23 protein-coding genes, 2 pseudogenes and 1 riboswitch are annotated in these 22,116 nt (G+C 70.2%); of the genes and pseudogenes, 10 read left to right on the forward strand and 15 right to left on the reverse strand.

Annotation, left to right across the window (positions count from 1 at the left end; genetic code table 11):
- Positions 1 to 28: 28 nt before the first annotated feature.
- The 3 genes from ABZ135_RS28210 to ABZ135_RS28220 form a co-directional block, all read right to left on the reverse strand.
- Positions 29 to 763 (reverse strand): hypothetical protein, encoded by a 735-nt coding sequence (locus tag ABZ135_RS28210; RefSeq protein ID WP_356699388.1) that lies wholly within the window; start codon positions 761 to 763, stop codon positions 29 to 31.
- A 206-nt stretch (positions 764 to 969) separates the two neighbouring features.
- Complete coding sequence (locus tag ABZ135_RS28215) at positions 970 to 1,386, reverse strand: hypothetical protein (protein WP_356699390.1); 417 nt, start codon at positions 1,384 to 1,386, stop codon at positions 970 to 972.
- A 46-nt stretch (positions 1,387 to 1,432) separates the two neighbouring features.
- The gene (locus ABZ135_RS28220) at positions 1,433 to 1,849 is read right to left on the reverse strand and encodes a MerR family transcriptional regulator (protein ID WP_356699391.1); all 417 of its coding nucleotides are present in this window, start codon (positions 1,847 to 1,849) and stop codon (positions 1,433 to 1,435) included.
- Positions 1,850 to 1,943: 94 nt separating this feature from the next.
- Here ABZ135_RS28220 and ABZ135_RS28225 point away from each other — a divergent pair, with 94 nt between their 5' ends.
- Entirely contained in the window at positions 1,944 to 2,090 is a 147-nt protein-coding gene (locus ABZ135_RS28225) for a hypothetical protein (RefSeq protein WP_356699393.1), read from the forward strand.
- A gap of 90 nt (positions 2,091 to 2,180) precedes the next feature.
- Here the strand turns inward: ABZ135_RS28225 and ABZ135_RS28230 are convergent, their stop codons facing one another.
- On the reverse strand, positions 2,181 to 3,089 hold the full coding sequence (locus tag ABZ135_RS28230) for a M56 family metallopeptidase (protein ID WP_356699395.1): 909 nt from the start codon (positions 3,087 to 3,089) through the stop codon (positions 2,181 to 2,183).
- The gene (locus ABZ135_RS28235) at positions 3,086 to 3,454 is read right to left on the reverse strand and encodes a BlaI/MecI/CopY family transcriptional regulator (RefSeq protein ID WP_356699396.1); all 369 of its coding nucleotides are present in this window, start codon (positions 3,452 to 3,454) and stop codon (positions 3,086 to 3,088) included. Before ABZ135_RS28235 ends, ABZ135_RS28230 begins: the two co-directional genes overlap by 4 nt.
- Before the next feature lie 356 nt (positions 3,455 to 3,810).
- Between ABZ135_RS28235 and ABZ135_RS28240 the strand changes: the two genes are divergently transcribed.
- The 5 genes and pseudogenes from ABZ135_RS28240 to ABZ135_RS28260 all read left to right on the forward strand — a co-directional run bounded on the left by ABZ135_RS28240 (position 3,811) and on the right by ABZ135_RS28260 (position 7,047).
- Positions 3,811 to 4,965: an aminotransferase class V-fold PLP-dependent enzyme gene (locus tag ABZ135_RS28240; RefSeq protein ID WP_356699398.1), complete on the forward strand. Its 1,155-nt coding sequence runs from the start codon at positions 3,811 to 3,813 to the stop codon at positions 4,963 to 4,965.
- A gap of 129 nt (positions 4,966 to 5,094) precedes the next feature.
- Positions 5,095 to 5,442 carry a DUF6153 family protein gene (locus tag ABZ135_RS28245; protein ID WP_356699498.1) on the forward strand — a complete coding sequence of 116 codons (348 nt, stop codon included), beginning with the start codon at positions 5,095 to 5,097 and terminating at the stop codon, positions 5,440 to 5,442.
- Between the two features lie 93 nt (positions 5,443 to 5,535).
- Positions 5,536 to 6,174, forward strand: a complete 639-nt coding sequence (locus tag ABZ135_RS28250; RefSeq protein WP_356699400.1) for a DUF305 domain-containing protein — start codon at positions 5,536 to 5,538, stop codon at positions 6,172 to 6,174.
- Positions 6,175 to 6,368: 194 nt separating this feature from the next.
- Positions 6,369 to 6,644, forward strand: a pseudogene (locus tag ABZ135_RS28255) (response regulator); the annotation flags it as partial.
- Between the two features lie 169 nt (positions 6,645 to 6,813).
- Positions 6,814 to 7,047 carry a helix-turn-helix domain-containing protein gene (locus ABZ135_RS28260; RefSeq protein WP_356699402.1) on the forward strand — a complete coding sequence of 78 codons (234 nt, stop codon included), beginning with the start codon at positions 6,814 to 6,816 and terminating at the stop codon, positions 7,045 to 7,047.
- 218 nt (positions 7,048 to 7,265) lie between these two features.
- Here ABZ135_RS28260 and ABZ135_RS28265 read toward each other — a convergent pair whose 3' ends face one another.
- From ABZ135_RS28265 to murJ, 7 genes are all read right to left on the reverse strand, one after another.
- Positions 7,266 to 8,489 carry a DUF1015 domain-containing protein gene (locus ABZ135_RS28265; RefSeq protein WP_356699404.1) on the reverse strand — a complete coding sequence of 408 codons (1,224 nt, stop codon included), beginning with the start codon at positions 8,487 to 8,489 and terminating at the stop codon, positions 7,266 to 7,268.
- Between the two features lie 78 nt (positions 8,490 to 8,567).
- Positions 8,568 to 9,863: an MFS transporter gene (locus ABZ135_RS28270; protein ID WP_356699406.1), complete on the reverse strand. Its 1,296-nt coding sequence runs from the start codon at positions 9,861 to 9,863 to the stop codon at positions 8,568 to 8,570.
- The gene (locus ABZ135_RS28275; protein ID WP_356699408.1) at positions 9,863 to 11,014 is read right to left on the reverse strand and encodes a PLP-dependent cysteine synthase family protein; all 1,152 of its coding nucleotides are present in this window, start codon (positions 11,012 to 11,014) and stop codon (positions 9,863 to 9,865) included. Before ABZ135_RS28275 ends, ABZ135_RS28270 begins: the two co-directional genes overlap by 1 nt.
- Before the next feature lie 82 nt (positions 11,015 to 11,096).
- Positions 11,097 to 11,459, reverse strand: coding sequence for a hypothetical protein (locus ABZ135_RS28280; RefSeq protein ID WP_356699410.1), 363 nt, complete (start codon positions 11,457 to 11,459; stop codon positions 11,097 to 11,099).
- 740 nt (positions 11,460 to 12,199) lie between these two features.
- Positions 12,200 to 13,030: a hypothetical protein gene (locus ABZ135_RS28285; RefSeq protein ID WP_356699411.1), complete on the reverse strand. Its 831-nt coding sequence runs from the start codon at positions 13,028 to 13,030 to the stop codon at positions 12,200 to 12,202.
- On the reverse strand, positions 13,023 to 13,598 hold the full coding sequence (locus ABZ135_RS28290; RefSeq protein WP_356699413.1) for a SigE family RNA polymerase sigma factor: 576 nt from the start codon (positions 13,596 to 13,598) through the stop codon (positions 13,023 to 13,025). Before ABZ135_RS28290 ends, ABZ135_RS28285 begins: the two co-directional genes overlap by 8 nt.
- Positions 13,595 to 15,214: a murein biosynthesis integral membrane protein MurJ gene (gene murJ / locus ABZ135_RS28295; RefSeq protein ID WP_356699500.1), complete on the reverse strand. Its 1,620-nt coding sequence runs from the start codon at positions 15,212 to 15,214 to the stop codon at positions 13,595 to 13,597. Before murJ ends, ABZ135_RS28290 begins: the two co-directional genes overlap by 4 nt.
- A gap of 224 nt (positions 15,215 to 15,438) precedes the next feature.
- Between murJ and ABZ135_RS28300 the strand changes: the two genes are divergently transcribed.
- The 3 genes and pseudogenes from ABZ135_RS28300 (at position 15,439) to ABZ135_RS28310 (ending at position 17,892) form a co-directional block, all read left to right on the forward strand.
- Entirely contained in the window at positions 15,439 to 16,617 is a 1,179-nt protein-coding gene (locus ABZ135_RS28300; RefSeq protein ID WP_356699415.1) for a peptidoglycan bridge formation glycyltransferase FemA/FemB family protein, read from the forward strand.
- A 63-nt stretch (positions 16,618 to 16,680) separates the two neighbouring features.
- Positions 16,681 to 16,857, forward strand: a riboswitch (cobalamin riboswitch).
- 35 nt (positions 16,858 to 16,892) lie between these two features.
- A pseudogene (locus tag ABZ135_RS28305) lies at positions 16,893 to 17,107 on the forward strand (CbtB-domain containing protein).
- Between the two features lie 20 nt (positions 17,108 to 17,127).
- Entirely contained in the window at positions 17,128 to 17,892 is a 765-nt protein-coding gene (locus tag ABZ135_RS28310; protein WP_356699417.1) for a CbtA family protein, read from the forward strand.
- A 59-nt stretch (positions 17,893 to 17,951) separates the two neighbouring features.
- Here the strand turns inward: ABZ135_RS28310 and ABZ135_RS28315 are convergent, their stop codons facing one another.
- Positions 17,952 to 18,992, reverse strand: a complete 1,041-nt coding sequence (locus ABZ135_RS28315) for an NlpC/P60 family protein (protein WP_356699418.1) — start codon at positions 18,990 to 18,992, stop codon at positions 17,952 to 17,954.
- A 256-nt stretch (positions 18,993 to 19,248) separates the two neighbouring features.
- On the opposite strand from ABZ135_RS28315, the gene ABZ135_RS28320 reads away from it, so the two are divergent.
- Positions 19,249 to 19,833, forward strand: coding sequence for a histidine phosphatase family protein (locus ABZ135_RS28320; protein ID WP_356699420.1), 585 nt, complete (start codon positions 19,249 to 19,251; stop codon positions 19,831 to 19,833).
- Positions 19,834 to 19,861: 28 nt separating this feature from the next.
- On the opposite strand, the gene ABZ135_RS28325 is transcribed toward ABZ135_RS28320, so the two are convergent.
- A complete protein-coding gene (locus tag ABZ135_RS28325) occupies positions 19,862 to 20,647 on the reverse strand; it encodes an SGNH/GDSL hydrolase family protein (RefSeq protein ID WP_356699422.1) in 786 nt (261 codons plus the stop codon).
- 268 nt (positions 20,648 to 20,915) lie between these two features.
- The gene (locus tag ABZ135_RS28330; RefSeq protein ID WP_356699424.1) at positions 20,916 to 21,827 is read right to left on the reverse strand and encodes a F510_1955 family glycosylhydrolase; all 912 of its coding nucleotides are present in this window, start codon (positions 21,825 to 21,827) and stop codon (positions 20,916 to 20,918) included.
- Positions 21,828 to 22,116 lie beyond the last annotated feature (289 nt).

Raw genomic sequence — 22,116 nt, forward strand, 5'->3', positions numbered from 1 at the left:
GCCCGACGGGCAGGAGCCGGCCCCGAGTTCAGTGAGCGTGACCATCGGCCGCATCTTCGGGCTCGGCGCTCGTGGACGCCTCGCCGGGCCCGCTCGGTTCGGTGGTCGTGGAAGGATCCGACGGTTCGGACTCGGCACCGTGGTCGTCGGTCTCCGGTGCGCTGCCCCCGTGGCTGTGTCCGCCGCCCTCGGCCGTCTCACCGGCCATACCGGCAGCGAGGGTGCTCAGACCGAAGTAGCAACCGCCGGCGAGAAGTAGGACGGCCAGCCCGAGAGGGCTGAAGATGCGGCGGGAGGAGGTCTCCGCGTCCTTGAGTACGAAGGCGATGAACGAGACGACGATCCCCAGTGGGACGAGGATCGCCGCGCGCGCCGGGAAGTCCTCGAAGTGCTGGAGGCCGCCGCTGAGCATGCCGATGCCGAAAGACAGCAGCAGGGAGGCGCCGATCACCATGAGCCCGCGGGCGAGCGGCGGCCGGTCCTGGGCCAGCAGGAACTCGTTGACGAGCGTAGCGACGAGGAAGACGAGGACGCCGATGACGGCCACCACGGTGTAACGGGCGGGGTCGAGCGGATGGTGCACCACGGCGCCGCTGATCAGGCCGGCGCCGACGAAGTAGAGGACATAGCCGATATAGCGGCCGGCCAGCGGTTGCTTGCGCTTTCGGCGGGATCGGCCGGCGCGCCGGGTGGCCGCACGTCCTCCGGGTGGGGAGTGTGGCGCGGTGTCATGAGGTGCGGGCCGGTCGGTGAGCAGGGACACGGGTGCCTTCCATGGTGCGGTGGGCGCGTGGCAGCCGGCCGTCCGCCGAGTGGGCGGAAGCGGCGCCGGAACGCGCGAGGGAGCGGGCCCGAAGCGTGGCCTGTCGGCGAGACGGCGCTTCGGACGCGAAGAGATGACCTGGCGGTGAGCCGAGTGAAGGGGGCGGGGCTCGAGCCCAAGAGGCGGCTTGCCGCCCCGAGTGCCTGCTAGATACGCAGAACGGCCGAGGCGGGGCAGGATCCCGCTGCGGGAGGAACCGTTACCGCGGCTTTGCCGGTGCCGGCCGCGTCGTCGAGAGCGTGCTCCACGGCAAACGGGGACACTACGGGCGGAAGGATGTCGAACCCTGCGGGGGGCTGCCCGGTCGCGCAGTCCTGGACGGCGTGCGCCCGGTCCCCATCGGGGTCTTGGTCGTCGAAGGACGCCTGGACCCGGTCGTGGACGTGTCCGACGGCGGCGGTGGCGACACTGCCCGGTGCCGTGTGTCCGGCGTTGCTGTCGGCGTGGAGGCCGTGTGCGTACAGGAGCCCGAAGAGCAGCGCTCCGAGCCACAGCAGTCGCGACCACGGCGGGACCAGAGCGCGCGTGCGGCGCTTGCTCACCGCCGTAGGTTCCGTTACCACGGCGCGATCATAACCAGCCCGGGTGACGCGTCGGGACCGGGGGCCTTTAGACCCGGGGCTTCTCGATGATGGAGCAGACCAGCGTCGGTTCGCCGCACGAGCGGTCGTTCTCGGCGGCCTTCCGGGCCTCGGCAAGGGACCGGCGCAAGGCAAGGAGGTCGTCGACGGTGGCGTCGATCTCCGCGATGCGCACGTCGAGGAGATCGCGGACGGCATCGCACGGCGGCCGCCCGCCACGGCGGATGTCGAGTACAGCGTGCACATCGTCGAGACGCAGTCCCAGGGCACGGGCGCGTCGGATGAAGGTCAAGAGCTCCACGTCGTCCTGGGAGAAGAGCCGGTAGCCGGTCGATGTCCGCTCCGGCCGTGGCAGCAGGCCCTTCGTCTCGTACACGCGGATGGCCTTGCGGGTCACGCCCGCCGCGCGCGCGGCTTGGCCGATGGTCAGGGCTCGCGATGTCATGTTCTCCTCCTCACCTCCAGTGTTGACCTGGCCCCAGGGGCCGGGTTCCAGCATTGCTCGTGACGGACCGACGAGCGAGAAGAAGGTGAGCGGAATGCCGTTCCGTGAGGGCGAGGTCTACCGGTGTCCCGACGAGGGCTGCGGTTGTGAGCTGACGGTGACGAAGGGCGCCCCGGCGACGTGCGGCGGTCAGCAGGCTCCGACCTGCTGCTGCGGACAGACCATGGTCAAGGTGGCGTGAAGGAGCCGTGAGAGGTGGTCCGGGGGCGTACCTCCCGGGCCACCTGATGAGCGGCGTGAGTGCGTCGGACGGCGGAGTCGGTGCGTACGGTCAGACGCCGGGCGGGCAGGCCACCAGCAGCGGCAGCAGCGGGATGGCCAGGGCGACGGAGGCCACCGAGCCCCAGAGAGCCGGGTGAGGAGCCCGGCGCGGACCGAGGATGCGCTTCATGCGGAGGAGGGCTGTCGAGCCGCCCGCGCCGAACGCGGCCTTCGGCGCCCGGCCGGCGGCCATCTCGTACATCGCGGTCGCCAAAACCTCGTGGGAGTGGCTTCGCAGGGCGCGGTCGTCCGCGATCATCTCGAGGAGCACAGCCATCTCCTCCCGTCCCCGGCGGGCGAGCGGCACCCAGGGGAAGACAGTCGCGAACGCCTGTGCGGCCGCGATCAGCAGATGATGGCGGCCGGCGATGTGCGCCCGCTCGTGCTCCAGTACGGCGTCGAGCTGCTCTTCCGTGAGCAGTCGCACGGCGGCCTCGCTCACGACGATGCGGGAACGGAGACCTGGGAGGCAGTACGCGGCGGGGGTGCCGTGCGGCAGGACAGTGGCGCGCAGGCGGTCGGAGCGCACCCCCACCTTGTCGAGCCGGTCGCGGTGCCGGGCACGCACGATTCCCGCTCGCGCGACGTGAAAGAGGTAGGCGCCGGCGAAGGCGGTGACAACGGCGAGGGGCATCGCCAGGGCCAGCCGGTCGGCGGTGGTCGGGTTGGGTTCCGAAGCTCCCGTACCCAGGCCGCAGGCGTGGAGCAGCCCCACGAGTCCCGCGTGCAGGTGCTCCGTGGGGGTGGCCAGCTGGGACGCGGCGAGCGCGGTCGCGAGGGTGAACGACAGCATGAGGGCGAGCCATATGGCCGCTGCGAGCGCCGGTGCTCGGTGTGGCCAGGCGCTGCGCATCATCAGACGTGGGGCAGCGACGCCCACGACGGCCGCGTATCCCAGGAGCGCAGGCGCCGCGTTCACTGCTTCGCCCGTCGTCCGACGTCTCGAAGGGCCTTGCGGAGTGCCGTGATCTCGTCGTCGTCGAGGTTTTCCACGAACTGGACGAGGGCCGCGGGTCGGTCCTCACTCGCTTCCAGGCCGTCCTCCATGAGCGCGGCCGAGTACGCCTCGCGGGTAGCGACGGCCTTGTACCGCCAGATCCGACCGTCTCGGGCGCGTGTGAGGTAGCCCTTGTTGAAGAGGATGCTGGTGACCGTCGTCACGGTCGTGTACGCGACATCCCGATGGAGGTTGATGTCGTCGACGACCTCACGCACGGTGGCGGGGCGGTTCCATCTCCAGAAGCGGTCCATGATCTCCGCCTCAAGCTCCCCCAGCCGACGCATGGCCCGTGTCCTCTCCGCTGATCCCGCATTCGCGTTCATAGTAGACGGGCAGCTCAGAGGGCAGTCCCGCTCAGGCGGAGGGGCTGTTCCTACGAAGCCCGGTTCACGCCGTCCGGGTGATGGTATGTGGGCACCCGCAGCGACCTTGCGTAACGTCGTCACCAGAAGGGCACCGACAGCTATTCCGCCGCCGCTTCGCCGGTCGTGGTGCAAAGGGGTGCTGGATGTCGATGACGAGCCGGCGTGATCTTCTGGTGAGATCCGCGGGAGCGGTGGCGGTCACCCTCGCGCCCAGCGCCTGCGTGGCAGGGGCGAGCACACCGCCGGAGCGGCCGGTCACTACGCCTGATGGGCGAGTGGACTGGGACGCCTTGCGCGCGCAGTTCCGTCTGGAGCCGGGATGGGTGAACCTCGCGTTGTTCTACCTGGCGTCGCATCCGAAGGTGGTGCGAGATGCGGTGGATCATCTGAGTGCTCAGGTCGACGCCAATCCTCTGTCGGTGCCATCGGGGCTGTCGTTGCCCGACGGCCCGACCGGATGGCCCCGGGTACGCCAGGCGCTTGCCGGCTATCTGGGTGGCCGGGCCGAGGAGATCGCGATGACGGCGAGCACGAGTATCGGGCTGGGCGTCGTCTACAACGGCGTCGTGACCCGTCCGGGACAAGAGTTCCTGCTGACGGAGCTCGACCACAACTCCCATCGCACCGCCGCCCGGCTGGCCGCCGAGAAGCACGGCAACACGGTGCGGTTGGCCTCCTGGTTCGCCGACTCGGCCACCGCGACGGCCGAGGGCATCGCAGCGGCGGTCGGCGAGGCGATCCGCCCGAACACCAGAGTCGTCGGGATCACCTGGGTGCAGTCGAGCACGGGGCTCCGTATGCCGGTGCGGGCGGTGGCCGAGGCGGTGCGCCGGGCCAATGAAGGGCGCAGTTCTGCCGACCGGTGCCTGCTGGTCGTCGACGGCGTGCACGGGCTTGCGGCAGTGGACGAGGACGCCGCCGGGCTGGGCGCGGACGTGGTGGTCGCGGGAACGCACAAGTGGCTGTTCGGCCCCAGGGGAACGGGACTGGTCTGGGTGGCGCCGGATGTCCTCGACCAGCTGCGGCCCACGTTCGTGAGCTTCATCGCGAGCGGAGGAACAGCGTCCCTGTCGCCCGGCGGGTTCCTGGCGTTCGAGCATGCCTTCGCCCTGCCGGCGGCGGTAGAGCTGCATGAGCGCCTGGGCCGAGCACGCGTTGCCGCCCGCATCACACAGCTGTCGACACGGGCGAAGCAAGGACTGGGCCGCATCCCCGGGGTCACCGTGCACACACCTGCCGGCCCGGATCTTTCAGCCGGCATCACCTGCTTCAGCGTGGTCGGGTATACCCACCAGCAGGTCGTCGACCACGCCGCCGCCCGCCGTGTGCGGCTGTCCACCTTGAACTACACCCGCATCGGCACGGCCGTGATCAACACGCCGGCGGAGATCGACACCGCACTCAACAGTCTGACCGATCTCACCCGCTGAGATCCGCTCCGGACAGCTCAGCGAAACGCTGCACACCGCCTTGCCGTAGCCATACGGACCAGGGCCTACGATGGGGCTATGAGGGCCGACAGGACGTGTGCGGGGCAGCCGAAGAGGATGCGCTTGCACGTGCTTCTTGTCCTGGCCGTGCTCCTTGGGCTGCTGGGCATGCACGCCATGGGGCCCGTACCCGCGATCGCGCAGGCGAGCGGCTCGTCCCAGCCCGCGGTGGTGGTGATCGACGCGGCGACTGAGCACTGCGATCACGACTGCTCGGGGCACGGAGAGCCTGGCGACCATGCCGATCCGACGTGCGCCACGGCCGCTCTCGGAGCCTCGGCCTCGCTCCCCCCGCTCCAGCCCACGGTGATCTGCCCGGCCGAGCCGGCCGCCGGCCTCGTGATCGCGGACACCGCTGCAGCCGACGGCGGCCGTGCTCCGCCCTCCCTCGCCGAACTTCAGCTCCTGCGGATCTAGGAAGCACCGCGGCGCCGTTCCCCATGTGGCTCGTCCCATCGGGCGAGGCGGCGCTCACCGGCATACCTTCCGAAGTGAACGCAGGAGTCATACATGAACACGCACCGTAAGCTGATCCGTCGTACCGCCCTCGTCGCCACCGGTGGCGTCGCCGCCCTGGTGCTCGCCGCCTGTGGTGGCAACGGCGGAAGCGGCCACGACATGGGCTCCATGGAGTCCACGACCTCCGCCCCCGCCACCAGCGCGCCGGCGCAGACCGGTGACCACAACACGGCGGACGTCTCCTTCGCCAAGGACATGATCCAGCACCACCGGCAGGCCGTGGAGATGGCCGACCTGGCCCCGACGCGGGCGGAGTCCGCGGAGACCAAGGAACTGGCCGCGAAGATCAAGGGCGCCCAGGATCCGGAGATCAAGACCATGTCCGGCTGGCTCACCTCGTGGGGCGAGGAGGTCCCCGCCGACATGTCCGGCCAGGGCCACGACATGGCGAACGGCATGCCCGGCATGATGAGCAAGGCGGACATGGACGCACTCATGAAGGCCAAGGGCGCCGAGTTCGACAAGATGTTCGCCGAGATGATGATCAAGCACCACGAGGGTGCCATCGAGATGGCCAAGAAGGAGAAGGCGGAGGGTAAGTATGGCCCCGCCCTCAAGCTGGCCGACGAGGTGATCAAGGCCCAGACGGCCGAGATCGAGCAGATGAACAAGATGCTCGGTAGGAGCTGACCCCACCGAGGAACCGACCGCTCTGCCGCGGTGAGGGGCGCTTGCCGCGGCAGGGCGGGGTGGCGGGTCGGCGCGTCCCCCTTCGCCCGAACCCCGGGTTGGCCGGAGATGAGCTCGGCATCGAAGCCGCAGTGCGCCGCCTGTCGCGGTCACCCCGGCCGAGCTGCGCCGCCGCAATAGTTGGAGAGCGGCTGATGCGGATCCTGCTAGTGGAGGATGAGCCGCGGATCGCCGAGACGGTCCAGCGGGCCCTGCTCTCAGAGCACATCGAGGTCGATGCGGTGTCCAACGGCGTCGACGGGCTCTGGGCTGCGACAGAGCGCGACTACGACGTCGTGGTCGTCGACACCATGCTGACCGGCCTCAAGGGGTACGAGGTTCTCCAGCGGATGCGCTCGCGGGACGTGTGGACGCCCGTGCTGATGCTCACCGCCAAGTACGGTGAGGATGACGAGGCCGCCGCGTTCGACCTGGGCGCCAACGACTACCTGACCAAGCCCTTCTCTTTGGTGGACTTGGTCGCACGGCTGAGAGTTCTGTCGCGGTGCGGCCTCAGCCGCGCGTTCTGCGGCGCTCGTGGCCGGCGACCTCACACTGGACCCCTCCCGACATCGCGTGGCCCGTGGCCACACCTCCATAGTGCTGACCTCGCACGAGTTCCACGTGCTGGAATTCCTCATGCGCCACAAAGGCAAGGCGCTCGACACGGCAGACATCCTGAGCGACGTCTGGGACGCCGACTACGACGGCAGCGAGAGCGTCATCGATGTCTACATCCGCTACTTGCGGATGAAGATCGACGCGCCGTTCGGCCGGCATGCCATCCGCACCGTTCGTGGCGCTGGGTACCTGCTCGACTCTGAGGGCGGCTGAGTAGTCCGGCCGTCCGTTCGGTGATCCGCGCTGGGTGCTCGCGGCTCTGGCCGGAGTCACTGGTCCTCGTCCAGGACGGCTTGGGCGGACGGCCACCGCGCTCCGCTGCGGGAAGCCACTATCAACCGTGGCCAGGTTCCGGTTCTGCCCGATCAAGCGGCACGTGTGGTCGGGGGCCGGTCCTGCCGGACGCGGCGACCCCGACCACACCGCCTGCCCTATGGGGTGAGAACCCGCATCGCCAGACCAGCTGCGGGCTTGGGGCCGAAAGAGGTCGACTTGCGCGGCATGAGCACCCCTTGCTCGGCGAGTTCGCGGACTTCTCCCGTGATTGGTGTGGGCAGGAGGACGGCAGTGCCCGACCCCTCGGCCGTCACGGCGGCCACGGCCCGGTTCGCGTCGTGCAGGTACGTGACCGTGCCGGGCAGATCCGGCACTGACCAGCAGCGCGCGATGAGGAGGTGGTCGGTGACCGCGGCCGGCTGCCGGTGCCATGCGGATGGCAGCCCCTCCAGCGCGTCCACGACCGCCGCCGAGCTCGGATCCGTCACGCTCCACGCATTCCCGCCGCCGACGAGGACCAGCTCGTCGGGCCGGGGCAGGCGTGGACCGGACGGTAGCGGGCGGACGCGGGCCACGCCGGCCGCCGCCCGTGCGGCCTTCTCCGCGTCAAGGCCGGGAAGTACGCGGTGGATCGCAGTCAGCCGCAGTGGTGTAGAGGCCGAGTCGACGAGCAGGGCGAGACTGCGGTTCCAGGGGAGGCCGTCCCGCCACCTGCTGAGGCGCTGACAGGCCGCAAGGCGGTGATGGCCGTCCGCGACCAGCGGGACCTGGCTCGTGGCAAGGCCGGCGGTGAGCATGGCCTGATCGGCGCGGTCAGAGCACCGCCACAGGTAGTGCGTGATACCGCCGAGCTGGGCGGACGCGACGCGGGGGTGTTCGGCTACCCAGGCCGCAAGGCGGCGGCCGGTACCCTCGGCAGCACGGTGGGTGAGCAGGAGGGGTTCCAACTGCGCACGCAGGCGGGACATGTGGACCGCGCGCTGCTGTACCACGTGATCCCGCACATCCTCGTGAGGGACCACGGGCTCGGCCTGCCCGCCGGAGAGGGCGAGTTCGCCAATCAGGCCGCGCTGGAGCAGCCGGGGGCCGAGCCGTTGCTCGTAGACGTACAGGGAAGGCTCAGGATCTCGGCGCAGAACGCCGCGCTCCAGCCACCGTTCCATCTGACCTGCGGCGTCCTGCGGATCGGGCGCGAAGAGCAGACGGGCTATGTGGTGGGGGCGTGCGCGCTGGGCGCGGGCGTAGGCGGGGCTCATGTCGTCGTACGGGGGGCTGAGTACGGCGGACAGTTGGCCGGCTCGCGCCGGGGCATATCGGACGGCGCGGAACGGATAGAGCCGCACGGCGGTACGCGCCTTCCGCGACGGGACGGTCGTCAAGGTTCACTCCCGAAGATGGGCATGGCGGTGCGGGGGCGGGCGCGTCGTGGGCGCCCGCCCCCTGCCGCCGGCGTCAGGTCAGACGGTCACGGGTTGCGGCTGGGTCTCGGCCGGTGGTTCGGCGAGGCGGCCGGTGCGGTGCAGGCCGTACAGGGCGGCGGTGCACGTCAGGCCGAGCGCGGTCAGCGCCAGCCAGGGCAGGGCGGACAGGCCGGCCTTGCGGGCGGCGTCGAGCGCCGCGCCGGTCAGGAGGTTGCCGAAGGTGATGCCGACTCCGCAGATGGTGTTGTAGAGGCCGTAGTGCGTGGCGACGAGGCGGTTGCCGGAGAGCCGGACGATGGTGTCCATCTCGAAGGGGTAGGCGATCATCGTCCCGATCGCCAGCAGCAGTGCGGCCAGCGTCGGCGGTACGGCGGCCAGCAGCCACAGCCCGATGCCTCCGCTCGGTACGGGAACCGCGGTGGCGGCGAGGAGAGGCACGAACGCCACGCCCATGGTGAGCAGACCCCAGGTGAGGGCGCGTCCCGGCTCCATACGGGCCTTGCACCAGGCGGTCACCCTCGTCTGGAAGAGGATGGTGCTGAGCCCGGAGACCGCGAACAGCATGGCGACGGCCGTCGTGCCGAACTGGCCTTCTCCGCCGAGGCGCCGGACCTCCAGGGGAAGGGCCAGGTAGACCTGGAAGGACATGACGTACGAGCCGATCATGGCCACGGAGAAGAGCAGGAACGGTCGGTTGGCGAGGATGCCGCGCCACTCGGCGAGCACGCTCTGTCCCTCCTTCTCCTTCGTCTCCTTGGCCCGGCGGGCGGGGAGGGCGCGGATCTGCACCACGCTGAGCACGGCGAAGGTGCCTGCTGCGACGAGGCACGTGACGCGGAAGTCCACGCCTGTCAGCACCATGCCCACCAGCGGGCCGAGAAGGATTCCCGCTTGGTAGAAGACGTTGAAGAGTGCGAACGCCTCGACCCGGCGCTCACCTGCGTCGGCGGCGAGATAGGCGCGGGTGGCCGGGTTGAAGAGGGCACCGGCCAGGCCCGTCGCCGCTGAGGCGGCGATCAGCGCGGGGACGGAGTCCACCAGGCCAAGGGTCGTGAAGCCGACGGTCCGCAGGACGAGGCCGGCGATGATCATCGGCTTGTAGCCGAGCCGGTCCGCGAGGGTGCCGCCGACGAGGAACATGCCCTGCTGGCTGAAGTTCCGTACGCCGAGGATCAGCCCGACGAGCCAGCCGGCGAGGCCGAGAGGCCCGGCGAGATGCGCCGCGAGATAGGGCATCAGCATGTAGAAGCCGAGGTTGATCGTGAACTGGTTCACCATCAACAGCTGCACGCTGCGGTCGTACGAACGGACTTGAGAGATCGTGCCCTTCATCAGATCTGCTCCTCCGCGGAGTCCGCGAGGTCCTCGCCGTCCACGTCCACGTTCACGTCCGTGTCAGCGTCCGTGTCGGTGAGCGTGAGGGGGTCGACCACGGTGGCGCAGCGGGTCCAGCGGGTGACCTCCTTCTCGTCGAGGCGGCCGATGACGTCGGGCTCGATCGCGGGGGGCCCGTCGAGCAGACCGTGGGCGGCGCAGTAGTCGTCGTCGTACACGGTGCCGAGGTAGCGCTGCGGGCCGTCCGGGAAGATTGCGGCGATCCGTGTCTCCTTGGGGAGGGAGCGGGCGAGCCAGCCGGCGACCAGGGCAACGGCGCCGACGCTCCAGCCGCCCGTGGCGTAGTGGGAGGTGGCGAGCTGACGGCAGGACCACACCGCCTCGCTCGGCGCCACCCAGTGCACCTCGCTGAACTGCTCGTACGCCACGTTTCGGGGGTAGATGCTGGATCCGAGCCCGCGCATGAGGCGGGTGCGGGCCGGCTGGCCGAAGATCGTGGAGCCGATGGTGTCGACTCCGACGAGGGTCAGGTCCGGATAGAGCTGACGCAGGACGCGGGAGACGCCGGCCGAGTGTCCGCCGGTGCCCACGCTGCACACCAGGACGTCGATGTGGCCGAGTTCGGTGGCGAGTTCGAGGGCGAGAGGTGTGTACGCGGTGGTGTTGTCGGGGTTGTTGTACTGGTCCGGGCACCAGGACCCGGGGTGCTGTTCGAGGAGCTGGGCGACGCGGTCGCGGCGGGCCTGCTGCCAGCCGCCGGTGGGGTGCGGTTCGGCGACGACGTTGACCTGGGCGCCGTACGCGGTCAGCAGCCGGGTCATGGACATTTCCAGGCCCGGGTCGGTGACCAGGGTGACGGGGTGGCCGTAGACCATGCCGGCGAGGGCGAGGCCGAGCCCGAGGGTGCCGCTGGTGGATTCGATGATCCGGGCGCCAGGGCGAAGGTCGCCACGGGCGCGGGCCCGTTCGACCATGTGCAGGCCGGGGCGGTCCTTGATGCCGCCGGGGTTGAAGCCCTCCAGCTTGGCCCAGAAGCCGCGGCCGGCGGGGGCGAGCGGTTCCGAGATGTGGAGCAGCGGGGTGTTGCCTACCAGCCCGGAAAGGGCGGAGCGGGTGGGGGGTGTGACGTCGGTGGTCGAGGAGTGCATGATCCGCTCTCATTTCGGTGGTGCGCGTCGAGTACTCGTTCGGGAGTGCGGCCGCGTTGCACGCGGCCGGGAGCCGAACGGTCTAGATGCGCCACCGGCAGACGCGGATCTGCGTCGAACGGCCTGATCCGTATATGGCCGTTCGGCCGTCGGGCGGAGCACGTCCCTCGGTGACCGCCGCGGTCGTGGTGTCGCCGAAGGATGCGGCGAGCGCGATGGCGTAGGACACGTGCCGGGTCGCGACCTGGGTCTCCGGTACGACGCCCGGTGAAGAACAGTCGATGCCGTGGCCGCTGTGCCGGTGCTGCGGGGACCGGTCTTCCACGCGCTCGGCATCGGGGCCGAGTGCGGTGGTGGTGACGGTGTCTCTGTCCACCGGGGGGTGCCCGGCTTCGTGCAGAGGCGTGAAGCAGAGGAAGGCTGACAGCAGCAGGGTGCCGATCATGGCGGCGATTAAAGGGGTGTTGGGGTGGCGAGGCACAGTTCCTCCGGGCGGGGCCGTACCGGCTCGGTCCCTAGCGACAGGAGGGAGCGGTACCCGCGAGAAAGGTGGGGCATGGGGGCAGAACGCGCCGCTCGTCTCGCCCCGGGCACGCGGGCGCGTGGGCGGAAAGGGAGCGGGCGGCAGGGCGTTCTAGACCTGAAGAACCGTCGAGGCTCTCGGGGGTGCGGACGGTGCTGTGGTCGCCTTGACCATGTCGGCTTGGGTCCCGATGCTGGACCCGGCGAAATAGGGCACATCGAGCTGCCGTGAGGGGCACGGCGTATTGGGTGCCGGTGTTCCCTCCGGTGGTTCCGGCGAGCATTCGTGTGGCGGGTGTGTCGGGTGTGCCGGATCGAGGTCGCCGGAGCGTTCCACTGTGCTGTGGGAGACGCTGGTCATGGCGGGCGACGCGGTCACCGCGGCCCCGTTCATGTCCGTGTGCACTCCATGGCCGGCCAAGAGGCCGAACAGAAGCGCAGCCAAGCCGAGCAGCCGTCGCAGCCTCACCGAAAGGCGGGCTTGCGACGCACGTGAGCGCGGCCTGGGTGTAATCACGCCGTTATCTTAACCATCTCTTCGGGGTGGTTCGGAATTCCATCCGAAACATGGCGTGAATAAGTCGTGCAGATGCTCGCTCGATTGTCCGATTTGGAGGAATCGGTCAGGGTCTTTACTAAGCAACTAAGAAATAAATTTACCGCTCAACAACGTTCCTCCTGTCGACCTGGTGTCGACCCCATGCAGCGTTCCGTGCGTGGATCGGTGTGCGTCGGGTCGGCGCTGTGCGCCGCGGCCAGTATCAGCACGGCCACGCGGTGGTCCGACTGAACGAGCGTGAGGCGTAGCGGCGCTCCGGAGTCGCTCGCCAAGGCGTAGTCGTAAACGACAGGTGCGTCCGGGCCGTGTCCTTCTCCCGGCCCTGATGTCCGGGCTCCGTGCCAGCCGCAGTGTCGCAGCGCCTCGGTCACGTCGTCGACGCTCCGCCGGGCCTGGTCTTCGGTTGGAAAGTCGACGATCCGGTGCTGAGCCGTGGCACGTCCCTGGCCGCTGTACGTACGGACGATCTGGTCGCTCGCGCTCGACTCGGAGAACCAGACCAGAGTGCACGGGTGGGTGCCCCCGCTCGGCAGCGTCGCCGTCGACCCGTCTCCGGTGGAGACCGTCCGCCAGCGGTACGTCGCGTTCCAGGGCAGGGTCGTGGGGGAGAGCAGGGAGTCGGGAGCCAGCCCGCGTCCCGAGCCGGGGGAGGGGAGGATCGAGGCCGCCGCGACCAGTTGGCCGGTCACCGGGCCGGGCTGCGCCGAAAGGCGTGCGTCCGTGGGGCGGGGGAGGACCCACCAGCCGGCCGTGAGCGCCAAGGCGACGACAGTGGTTGCGGCCCCCGTGCGGCGGCGAGCGCGCCGCCGTAGGGCTCGGAGTCGTACGTCGGCGACTCCGCCGGCGGGCGCGACGAGGGAACCGGCCTCGACCGCGAAGTCCTGGAGCCGCGCATCCAGTTCCGTGGCGAGCGGCGTGGACCTGTCGTCATTCATGCGGATACGCCTCCTGTCGAGGCCGGTACGGTGCGACCGCCTGTGAGCGGGCGCGCGCCGGAGGCTCCGACGCGGCGGGGTCGGAAAGATGGCTGTTCAGGATGCGCCGGGCACGCATGAGGCGGGAGCGTACCGCCGTGCTGGTCGAGCCGGTCTGCCGGGCCACCTCTTCCACGGGCAGGTCGGCCAGATGATGCAGGACGACGGCGCGTCGCTGCTCAGGGGAGAGGTGACGCATGGCGGCGACCAGGGCCACGTGGTCCGGGTCGAGACCGGGTACGTCCGAGGGCGGCCCGTGTCGGAAGTGTGCCTTGACCCGGTTGCGGGTCCGGCGCCAGGAACTGACCGCCAGCCGCAGGGCGACCGTCCGGACCCACGGGGTGGGATCTCCCTGCTCGGCCAGCTCCGACCAACGCGGCCAGGCTCGCGCGTACGCCTCCTGTACGGCGTCCTCCGCCTCGGCGATGTCGCCCGTGACCGCGTACACGACGACGATCATGCGCCGCACGCTTTCCGCGTAGAACCTCTCGAAGTCCCGCTCGGCGGAGTCGTGCACCGGAGTGTTCACAGGCCGCCTCCTGGTCGTTCCGTACGGTGCCGGCCGCGGGCGCCCAGTCGCCGCAGCGGTGTCAGGAGGGCGTCCGCCTCCGGCACACCGAGCGGGCGGGCGAGCAACAGCACGGACAGACCGATGGACCCCGCGCCCGCCAGCAACACGGCTGCGTCGACGAGCGGGCCGTCGCCCAGCACACGGATGCTCAGCTGGTCGACGGCGAGCGCCGCTCCGGCACCCGGCAGGCATGCGACGGCGAGCCGCAGGTGCGTTCGGAGCGCGCCCTCGAAGCCCCGCCCCAGACGCCGTCGTAGCACGGTTGCCGTACACGCGAGTCCAGCCGTGCAGGCCAATGCGTACGCGTCGGCGATGCCGACCACGGCCCAGCGCGCGGGCAGTAGCGCGTAGGCGGCGAGTGACAGGCCGGCGTTGAGGCCGGCGATGACGAGGGTGAGGAAGAAGGGTGTACGGGTGTCCCCCAGCGCGTAGAAGCCCCGGGCGAGGACGTACTGCGCGGAGAACGCCGCGAGGCCCGGAGCGAAGGCGGCGAGGACCCAGCCGATCGCCTGTGCGTCGGCCTCGGTCACCTGCCCGTACTGGTAGGCCACGCCCGTGAGGCGGGGTGCGAGGAGCAGGAAGACGATGCCGGCGGGGACGATCGCCACCGCCGTGGTCTTGAGGCAGCGGGTGAGCTCCGCGCCGATCCGGCCGGGGTCGCCGTCGACGGCCGCGCGGCTCATCACGGGCAGCAGAGCCGTCACCAGGGAGACCGTGATGATGCCCTGCGGGACGACCCACAGCTGATACGCGCTGCCGTACGCCGTGTACCCGACACCCGCCGCGATGCCCTCGGCGTCCGCCCTCACACCGGCCGTCGTCGTGAGCAGGGTCACCACCCAGTACGCGACCTGGTTCACGAGCACGAGCAGCAGCGTCCACACCGCGGCCCGCACCGGTCGGCCGAGCCCGGAGTTGCGCCAGTCGAACCGTGGGCGCCACCGGAACCCGGCCGACCGCAGGGCGGGCAGCAGGGCGAGCGCCTGTACCGCGATTCCGGCCGTGCTGCCGAGGCCGAGGAGGAGCAGCTGTCCTTCGGTGACCTCGCCGGCGCTGGTCGCCGTCGCGGCGACCACGAGGTAGATCCCGAAGACGGCGATCACGACGACGTTGTTGAGGACCGGCGTCCACATCATCGCGCCGAGCCGACCCCGAGCGTTGAGCACCTGCCCGAGCACGGTGAAGGCGCCGTAGAAGAGGATCTGCGGCAAGCAGTAGCGGGCCAGGGCCACCGTGAGGTCGCGCTGGGCGTCGGCGTAGTCCGTGTACGCGGTGACGATCCACGGCGCCGCGAGCACAGCCACGGCGGTGATCGCGGTGAGCGCGAGCAGGCAGAGGGTGATGAGCCGGTCGGTGTACGCCGCCCCGCCGTCCTCGTGCTCCTTTGCCGCACGCACCAGCTCGGGCATGAAGACCGAGTTGAGCGCCCCGCCCATGAGCAGGATGTAGACGATGTTCGGCACCGTGTTGGCGACGTTGTAGGCGTCGGCCAGCAAGGCCGTCCCCAGGGCCGCGACGACCACCGCGCTCCGTACGAAACCCGTGATCCGGGAGACGAGCGAACCGAGCATCATCGACGCCTTGCCGCGCCCGCTGCCCGTGTCCGTCTTCAGGGCGTCGACATCGGCTCCCGCCGGCCTTGTCCCCGTCACGCCGCACCTGCCCGCGAGCCGGTTCCGCGGATCCCTGCGAAGTCGTCTGCCACATTCCGGTGCCGCCGGGCGTGCATGAGACAGGCGGGGGTATCCCGCCGCCCTCCCGAAGGGGGCGCAAGGACCAGAACGAGGAGACCTTCGACATGGCTGTCGCCGAGGTGCAGATGACCCACAGTGCCGGTGCCCTGGAGATCATGCCCACGACCCCTGAGCAGCACCTGGCCTACCTCGACTCCCTCTCGGGGCGTGCACGGGGCGAGCAGGTCAGCTTCCTCCAGCTCCCCTCCTGGAGCGCCGTCAAGGAGGGGTGGCGGGCCGAGTGGATCGGCTGGTTCGACGGGACAGGACGCCAGCGTGCCGCCGCCCAGGTGCTGTACCGGCCGCTGCCCGGGACCCGGCGGTACTTCGCCTACATCCCGGAGGGCCCGGTGCTGGACTGGGCCGACCCGGCCCTGATGGACGTCCTTCAGCTGCTCCTCGACCACCTGCGGGCAGCCGGCGCCTTCGCCGTACGGATGGGGCCGCCCCTGGCGTACCGCCGCTGGAGCGCCGCGACGCTCAAGGCGGCCGTGGGCCCCGGGCGCCGGGTCGGAGACGTGCTGCCGGACGTCGTCGAGCCGGTCGGATCGGCCGTGGCGGACCGGCTGCGGGCGGCCGGATGGCGGCGCTGCGGCGAGGTCGGCGGCGCGGGCGACGCCCAGCCGCGCCACCTGTTCGAGCTTCCGCTGGCCGGCCGGAGCACCGACGACCTGTGGTCCGGCTTCAATCAGGAGTGGCGGCGCAACATCAAGAAGGCGCAGACAGCCGGGGTGGAGACCTACCTCGGCACCGCCGAGGACCTTCCCGCCTTCTACGACCTGCTGCAGGTCACCGAGCGGCGTGACGGCTTCCGCCTGGGGCGCTCGCTTCCGTACTTCCAGCGGCAGCACCGAGAGCTCAACGCGGAGGAGAACGGGCGCATGCGGCTCTACCTCGCACGGCACGACGGCGAGGTGCTCGCCGCCCACACCATGATCGTGGCGGGCCGGCGGGCCTGGTACCAGACCGGAGCCTCCGCCGATCACCGCCGCGAGGTAAGGCCGAGCAACGCCCTGCAGTGGCGACTGATCCGCGACGCGCACTCCCTGGGGGCTACCGTCTACGACATGCGGGGCGTACCGGACACCCTCGACCCCGCAGAGCGGTCCTTCGGGCTGATGCGCTGGAAGCTCGGCACCGGAGGGGAAGTGGCGGAGACCCTCGGTGAGTGGGAGCTGCCCCTGCAGGGGACGGTGAACAGGACCCTGCACCGCGCCATGCAGGCGTACCTGTCGCGCCGCTGAGGCCACCCCCGGGGCATGTGGATCGGTCATGGGGGAACCCTAATCGATCCTTCTAAGTTATTTAGAAGCTTGGTGGGGCCGGGTGCCTTCGGCTACCTTGACCAGGACAAGTCAATCGACGGGCAGCGGAAGCCAGTGGGAATCCGGCACGGTCGCGCCACTGTGTGCTCGGCGGCAGCCGCTCATCTTCTGAGCGGTGCGGTCCGGCAAGTCAGACTCGCCCCGTCGGTCGAGCTCCACCGACCGGGACGCGTGTTCCCCTTGGAGGTCCTGCCATGGCTCAGGCCACCGCTCAGCCGAGTGCCGTTGCCACCCCCACCGTACTCCCCATCAAGTCGATCCTGCCCTGGCCGTCTTCTTCGGGGCCCTGATGCTGCTCGCGCTCTTCCTCGTCGGCGCCGAGCAGGGCGCCACCGCGATCTTCGCCGGCGAAGGCGTCCACGAGTGGGTGCACGACGGCCGTCACCTGCTCGGCTTCCCCTGCCACTGAGACAGGGAAAACCACACATCATGAACTCGACAATTGTCGGCAAGCTCCTCGCGCGTGGGATGGCGGCCGGCCTCGTGGCCGGTCTCCTCGCCCTGGTCGTCGCCTACTTCCTCGGCGAGCCGCCGACCGAGGCGGGCATCGCCTACGAAGCAGCGCACAGTCACGAAGAGGGCGAGGAACTCGTCAGCCGTGCGGCCCAGTCCACCACTGGTCTCGCGACCGGTGTCCTCGTCTACGGCGTCGGCCTGGGCGGCATCGCCGCGCTGGCGTACTGCTTCGCCCTGGGCCGCGTCGGCGCGTTCGGCCCCCGCGCCACGGCTGGTCTTCTGTCGCTCAGCGGCCTGGTCGCGGTCTACATCGTGCCGTTCCTCAAGTACCCGGCCAACCCGCCTGCGGTCAGCGACGCGGCCACCATCAGCCAGCGCACCACCCTCTACCTGCTCATGGTGGTGCTCAGCGTGCTGCTCGCCGTCGCCGCGGTGATCCTCGGCAAGCGGCTCGCGCCCCGTCTGGGCAACTGGAACGCGACCATCGCGGCAGGCGCGTTCTTCGTCCTCGCCGTCGGACTCGCGTACGCGTTCCTGCCGGCGGTCAACGAGATGCCGAAGGACTTCCCGGCCGAGGTCGTCTGGCAGTTCCGCATCTCCGCGCTCGCTGTCCAGGCGGTGCTGTGGGCCGGATTCGGTCTCGTCTTCGGCGTGCTGGCCGAGCGGTTGCTGCAGCCGCGCCGGGCAGGCGCGCGGATCGGGGCCGCGGAGCCGAGAGCGGTGGCGCCCTCGGCCTGATGCCCGTCCACACGGGAGGGGGCGCCGGTCTCGTACCGGCGCCCCCTCTGCTGTGTGCGTCAGCCGATGCGTACGCCCCACATGAAGGGCATGCCGCTGCGGGCGATGGACTCGTAACGCACCTGCGCGCCCGGCTTGGGGGAGTGGAGGATCTGTCCGTTGCCGGCGTAGAAGCCGACGTGGCTGAGGTCGCTGCGCATGAGGATCAGATCGCCGGGCTTCAGGTCGCTGAGGGAGTTGATGCGTGTGCCGGCGTTCGCCTGGGCCTGGGAGGTGCGGGGTATCGTCACGCCGGCCTGGCGGTACGCCCAGGAGGTGAGGCCGGAGCAGTCGAAGGAGCTCGGGCCGCTCGCGCCCCAGACGTAGGGCATGCCGACCCTGCTCTTGGCGGCGGCGAAGGCCGCGGCGGCGCGCTGCGAGGCGCTCGCCTCGTTGCCGAGGTCGACCCGTGCGCTGGCCCGGTTGGCCCGGTCCTCCTCTTCGTTGATCCGGGCCCGCTCCTTCGCCGACAGGGTGTTGAGGAGGCGCTGGGCCTCGCGCAGCTTGCCCTGGATCTCCGTCTTCCGCTTGCCCAGCTCCTTCTGAACGGAGTCCAGATCGCGCAGCTTCTCCGACGCCTCCGTGCGTTGCTGCTGGAGGACCCGCTGCTGGGAGAGGAACTGCTGCAGTACGGCAGCCTGCCGGTCGCCGGCGCGGTCCAGGGCGGACGCCTTCTCCAAGTACGTGTCGGGGTCTTCGGAGAGGAACAGCTGGAGGGCCGGGTCCAATCCGCCGGAACGGTACTGGCCGGCGGCCACCGTGCCGATCCGGTCACGCAGTTCATTCAGCTCGCCCTGCTTGCGGGCGGCGGTGTCCTGGAGCGTCGCGACCTGCTTCTTGAGCTCGTCGGCCTTCTCCTTGGCTCCGTTGTACTTCTCGGTGGCCTGGGTCGCCTGCTCATAGAGGCGGTCCACCTGCGCCTTGACCCCCTTCTTGTTGGGGTCAGGCAGCGGGTCGGCCGAGGCCGTCTGGGTGGACAGGGCCACGGCCGCCGCGGCGGTGGCGGTGATGACGCCGGTGTAGCGCGGATTGGACTGCTTCGGGCGGCGGTGGGAGGCCACGGCGGAGCTCCTTCTTCCTTGGCCGCCGAAGGGCGGGGCATACAGCGGGCACGGCGGCGTCTCCGTCGCCGCCCCGAGTGGGCGACCGGCTGTGCGAAGACTCCGCGAATACTAAGCTGCTTAGAGACTTAGTCTCAATGAGGGTCCATGCGGCGCGATGTGAGGCGTGCCACAAGCGGGTCGGAAATTGCTGCGAAAGCCCTCGTCGTAAGCGTCTTACGATGATCCGGTTCTGTGCACAACGAAGGGACCGCTCGTGAACGTCCGGCTCACGTTGTTGTGCGCTCCCGCCGCTGTGGAGCGCGATGTGCGATTCGGCGAGGCGCCGCTGGACGAACGGGCGCTGCGGCGGGCCGGGGAGATGGCTGCTGCCCTGCCGCGAGCCTCACTGCACTACTCGGCACCGTCGGAGCGGTGCGAGCGGACGGCCCGAGCCCTGCGGTGGGACGTGGTGACAGTGGAGCCGGCCCTTCGCGACATGGACATGGGCAGGTGGGCAGGGCGGACCCTCGGCGAAGTCGCCGAGCGGGAGAGCGACGGGCTCGCGGCCTGGACGACCGACCTCGAAGCGGCGCCGCATGGTGGCGAGTCCGTGTCAGAGGTGTGCGAGCGGGTCGCAGTCTGGCTCGACGGATTGCCCGCTGACGCCGGGCGGGTGCTGGCTGTCGCGGAGCAGTCGGTGGTGCGTGCGGCGGTTGTCGGTGCGTTGGGCATGCCGCGGGCGCTGTTCTGGCGGATCGATGTGCCACCCCTGGCGGCTGTGCAGCTCACGGGGCGGAACGGCCGCTGGAACCTGCGGATGGAGGTGCTCTCGGCCGTGCGGAACTGGGAAGAGAACTGACTGCCGACGGCAGGGGGCCATCGGGGAGCTACAGGGGCAGCAGTTGCGGACGCTTCGGCTCCAGGACCTCGTCGGATGCCCTGCCGAGCAGGTGCTGGCCGAGCCAGGGAAGGAAGTGTTCCTTGGCCCAGCGGAGGTCGTCCAGCCTCTGGGGCTGTCGTACGCGTCCCTGCAGCGCGTGGGTTGCGGGTGTGCTTAGCATCGGGCGTAGCCCCAGAACGCCTGCGGCTCGTAGTGCGACCTGTCGGTGCCCTTCGGACGACAGGTGCAGTCGGTCATCGCTCCACGCGCGGGGATGCTGGAGGGCCTTCATCGACCAGAGGTCCACGACCAGGCATCCGTGCCGGTCCGCTATGGCGTGGATGTGCGCGGTGTAAGTGGCGATCTTTCCGCGCAGTCGGCGCAGTACGGGCGTTCCCCGGGGATCGAAGCCGGTGAACACGAGCACGGTCTTCGCGGTGGAGCTGAGCTCGACGACTCCTTCCTCGAACCGCTCGGCGATGCGATCCACGGAACTGCCCAGCCGTAAAATGTCGTTGCCGCCGGCGCAGAAGCTCACCAGGTCCGGCGTCAGTTTCGCCACCTGCGGCACCTGCTCCTCGAGGATCTCGTCGATGAGCCGGCCACGAACGGCGAGATTGGCGTAGCGGAAGGGCACCGGCGAGCGGCTGGCCAGCAGGTCGGCGAGGCGATCGGCCCACCCCAGGAGAGTGCCGTCGGGAGTCTCGTCGCCGAGCCCCTCGGTGAAGCTGTCTCCCAAGGCTACGAACGAGCCGATGGGGACGCTGCCAACTGTGCTCTGCCTCTCCAGCATTCTCGCCCTCCCCTGGACACCCGATTTTGTCGCGTCTCGAGAAGCCGTAGGACCGGGCGAGCACCGTGAGGTACGCCGGGCGGGCGGGGGATGTGCCGCAGACGTGCCTGCAACCCTGGGGCATCGCCCGGTCCTGGTCGTTGTGGCTCGGTACCGGGACGCCGGATCCCGAGCCGTGAAGCATCCTGGCGTGGGCGCGCGGCGCTCGACAAGCGCATTCCCTTGCGGCAACACGCGATGGCGTGATCACGCCAGGATGCCGCTTTCGTCAGTGGTGATCGCCGCTCGCTACGGACAGGCGCTTGGTGAACGTCTTCCCCGCGTCCCGGGACTCGTAGATGCCGTCTTGGGTGGCCGCGAGGATGTGCTTTTCGTCGACGGCGGTCAGGGCCTGCGGCTGGCCTCCGGGTACGGAAGCCGTCTTCTTCCAGGTGCTTCCGCCGTCCGAGCTGATGCTGAGGGCACCGGTGAAGTCGACGCCGAAGAGGGATTCCGGGGATGCCCAGGACAGGAATTCCATACCCGGCCCCTGGCCGGGGGCGAAGGTCGCGCCTCCGTCGGTGCTGCGTGCGACGCCCTCCGCCGTGGTGGCGACGAGCTGGTTCGGGTCGGCGGGGTTCACCGCGAAGTCGAGGGCCTGCAGGCGGGCCCGGTCCTGCCAGGTCGTGCCGTCCTTGCTGACGCGCAGCAGACCGCCCGTGCTGTCGTACCCGTAAGTGATGCCCTTGGCGTGGTCGAGGCTGTGGAAGTCCGCCTCGCCCTTGAGTGAGGCGGTCTTCCAGGACTTTCCGGCATCGGTGCTCTTGATCAGCCCGTGGTTGTCCGGCTGGTCACTGCCGGGGGCCGGGTGGCCGCTGGCCAGGAAGGTCTTGGCACCGGTCACGGTGAAGCCCATGAAGTCGTCCCTGCTGTTCCCGACGAGCTGAGGGCTTCCCTTGTCGTCCGCGGTGTAGATCCCCTCGTGGGTGGCCACGTAGAGCCGGCCGTCCTCCGGGTCGATTCCGAGTCCGTGGATGTGGCTGTGCAGCGCGGGCTGCGGCTCCTCGCCCGGGGCAGCGGCGCTATCAGAGGGGCTGCCCCCGCCGCATGCGGCGAGCAGGACGGTTGCGGCGGCGATGGCGCCCGGCGCGAGAAGACCGTGGGTGCGCTTTCGGGGGAAAGGAGTCGAGGAGGGGGACATGGTGCTTCACCTCGTGCTGTTCGTGATGTCGGGGTCGGTCGGTTGTAGGGGAGGTCGGCGGCGGCTGCGCGCGACGCCTGACTGAGGGCTGGCAGCCGGGCGGTCTGGCTTCACACGGCGGGGCGCGGCCCGCCCCTCCGACAGTCAACCGTGCCCCGCCCACGGGTGGCCGGGCGGGGTGGGAGACGAGAGCCGGACGAAGGCGCCTCGGCGGGCGGCGGCTGGCGTGAGGGGGGCGACGGGGCACGGAAGAGGGGCGGACCCGGCCGGGTCCGCCCCTCGGTGTTGG

The organism is Streptomyces sp. NPDC006339, assembly GCF_040612775.1.
Taxonomy (GTDB): Bacteria; Actinomycetota; Actinomycetes; order Streptomycetales; family Streptomycetaceae; genus Streptomyces.

What these genes read in the sequence shown, in the direction of transcription:
- ABZ135_RS28220 (WP_356699391.1), bottom strand. Translation starts at nt 1,849, where the DNA reads ATGACATCGCGAGCCCTGACCATCGGCCAAGCCGCGCGCGCGGCGGGC.
- ABZ135_RS28225 (WP_356699393.1), top strand. Translation starts at nt 1,944, where the DNA reads ATGCCGTTCCGTGAGGGCGAGGTCTACCGGTGTCCCGACGAGGGCTGC.
- ABZ135_RS28235 (WP_356699396.1), bottom strand. Translation starts at nt 3,454, where the DNA reads ATGCGTCGGCTGGGGGAGCTTGAGGCGGAGATCATGGACCGCTTCTGG.
- ABZ135_RS28250 (WP_356699400.1), top strand. Translation starts at nt 5,536, where the DNA reads ATGAACACGCACCGTAAGCTGATCCGTCGTACCGCCCTCGTCGCCACC.
- ABZ135_RS28270 (WP_356699406.1), bottom strand. Translation starts at nt 9,863, where the DNA reads ATGAAGGGCACGATCTCTCAAGTCCGTTCGTACGACCGCAGCGTGCAG.
- ABZ135_RS28275 (WP_356699408.1), bottom strand. Translation starts at nt 11,014, where the DNA reads ATGCACTCCTCGACCACCGACGTCACACCCCCCACCCGCTCCGCCCTT.
- ABZ135_RS28280 (WP_356699410.1), bottom strand. Translation starts at nt 11,459, where the DNA reads ATGATCGGCACCCTGCTGCTGTCAGCCTTCCTCTGCTTCACGCCTCTG.
- ABZ135_RS28285 (WP_356699411.1), bottom strand. Translation starts at nt 13,030, where the DNA reads ATGAATGACGACAGGTCCACGCCGCTCGCCACGGAACTGGATGCGCGG.
- murJ (WP_356699500.1), bottom strand. Translation starts at nt 15,214, where the DNA reads ATGATGCTCGGTTCGCTCGTCTCCCGGATCACGGGTTTCGTACGGAGC.
- ABZ135_RS28300 (WP_356699415.1), top strand. Translation starts at nt 15,439, where the DNA reads ATGGCTGTCGCCGAGGTGCAGATGACCCACAGTGCCGGTGCCCTGGAG.
- ABZ135_RS28310 (WP_356699417.1), top strand. Translation starts at nt 17,128, where the DNA reads ATGAACTCGACAATTGTCGGCAAGCTCCTCGCGCGTGGGATGGCGGCC.
- ABZ135_RS28325 (WP_356699422.1), bottom strand. Translation starts at nt 20,647, where the DNA reads ATGCTGGAGAGGCAGAGCACAGTTGGCAGCGTCCCCATCGGCTCGTTC.
- ABZ135_RS28330 (WP_356699424.1), bottom strand. Translation starts at nt 21,827, where the DNA reads ATGTCCCCCTCCTCGACTCCTTTCCCCCGAAAGCGCACCCACGGTCTT.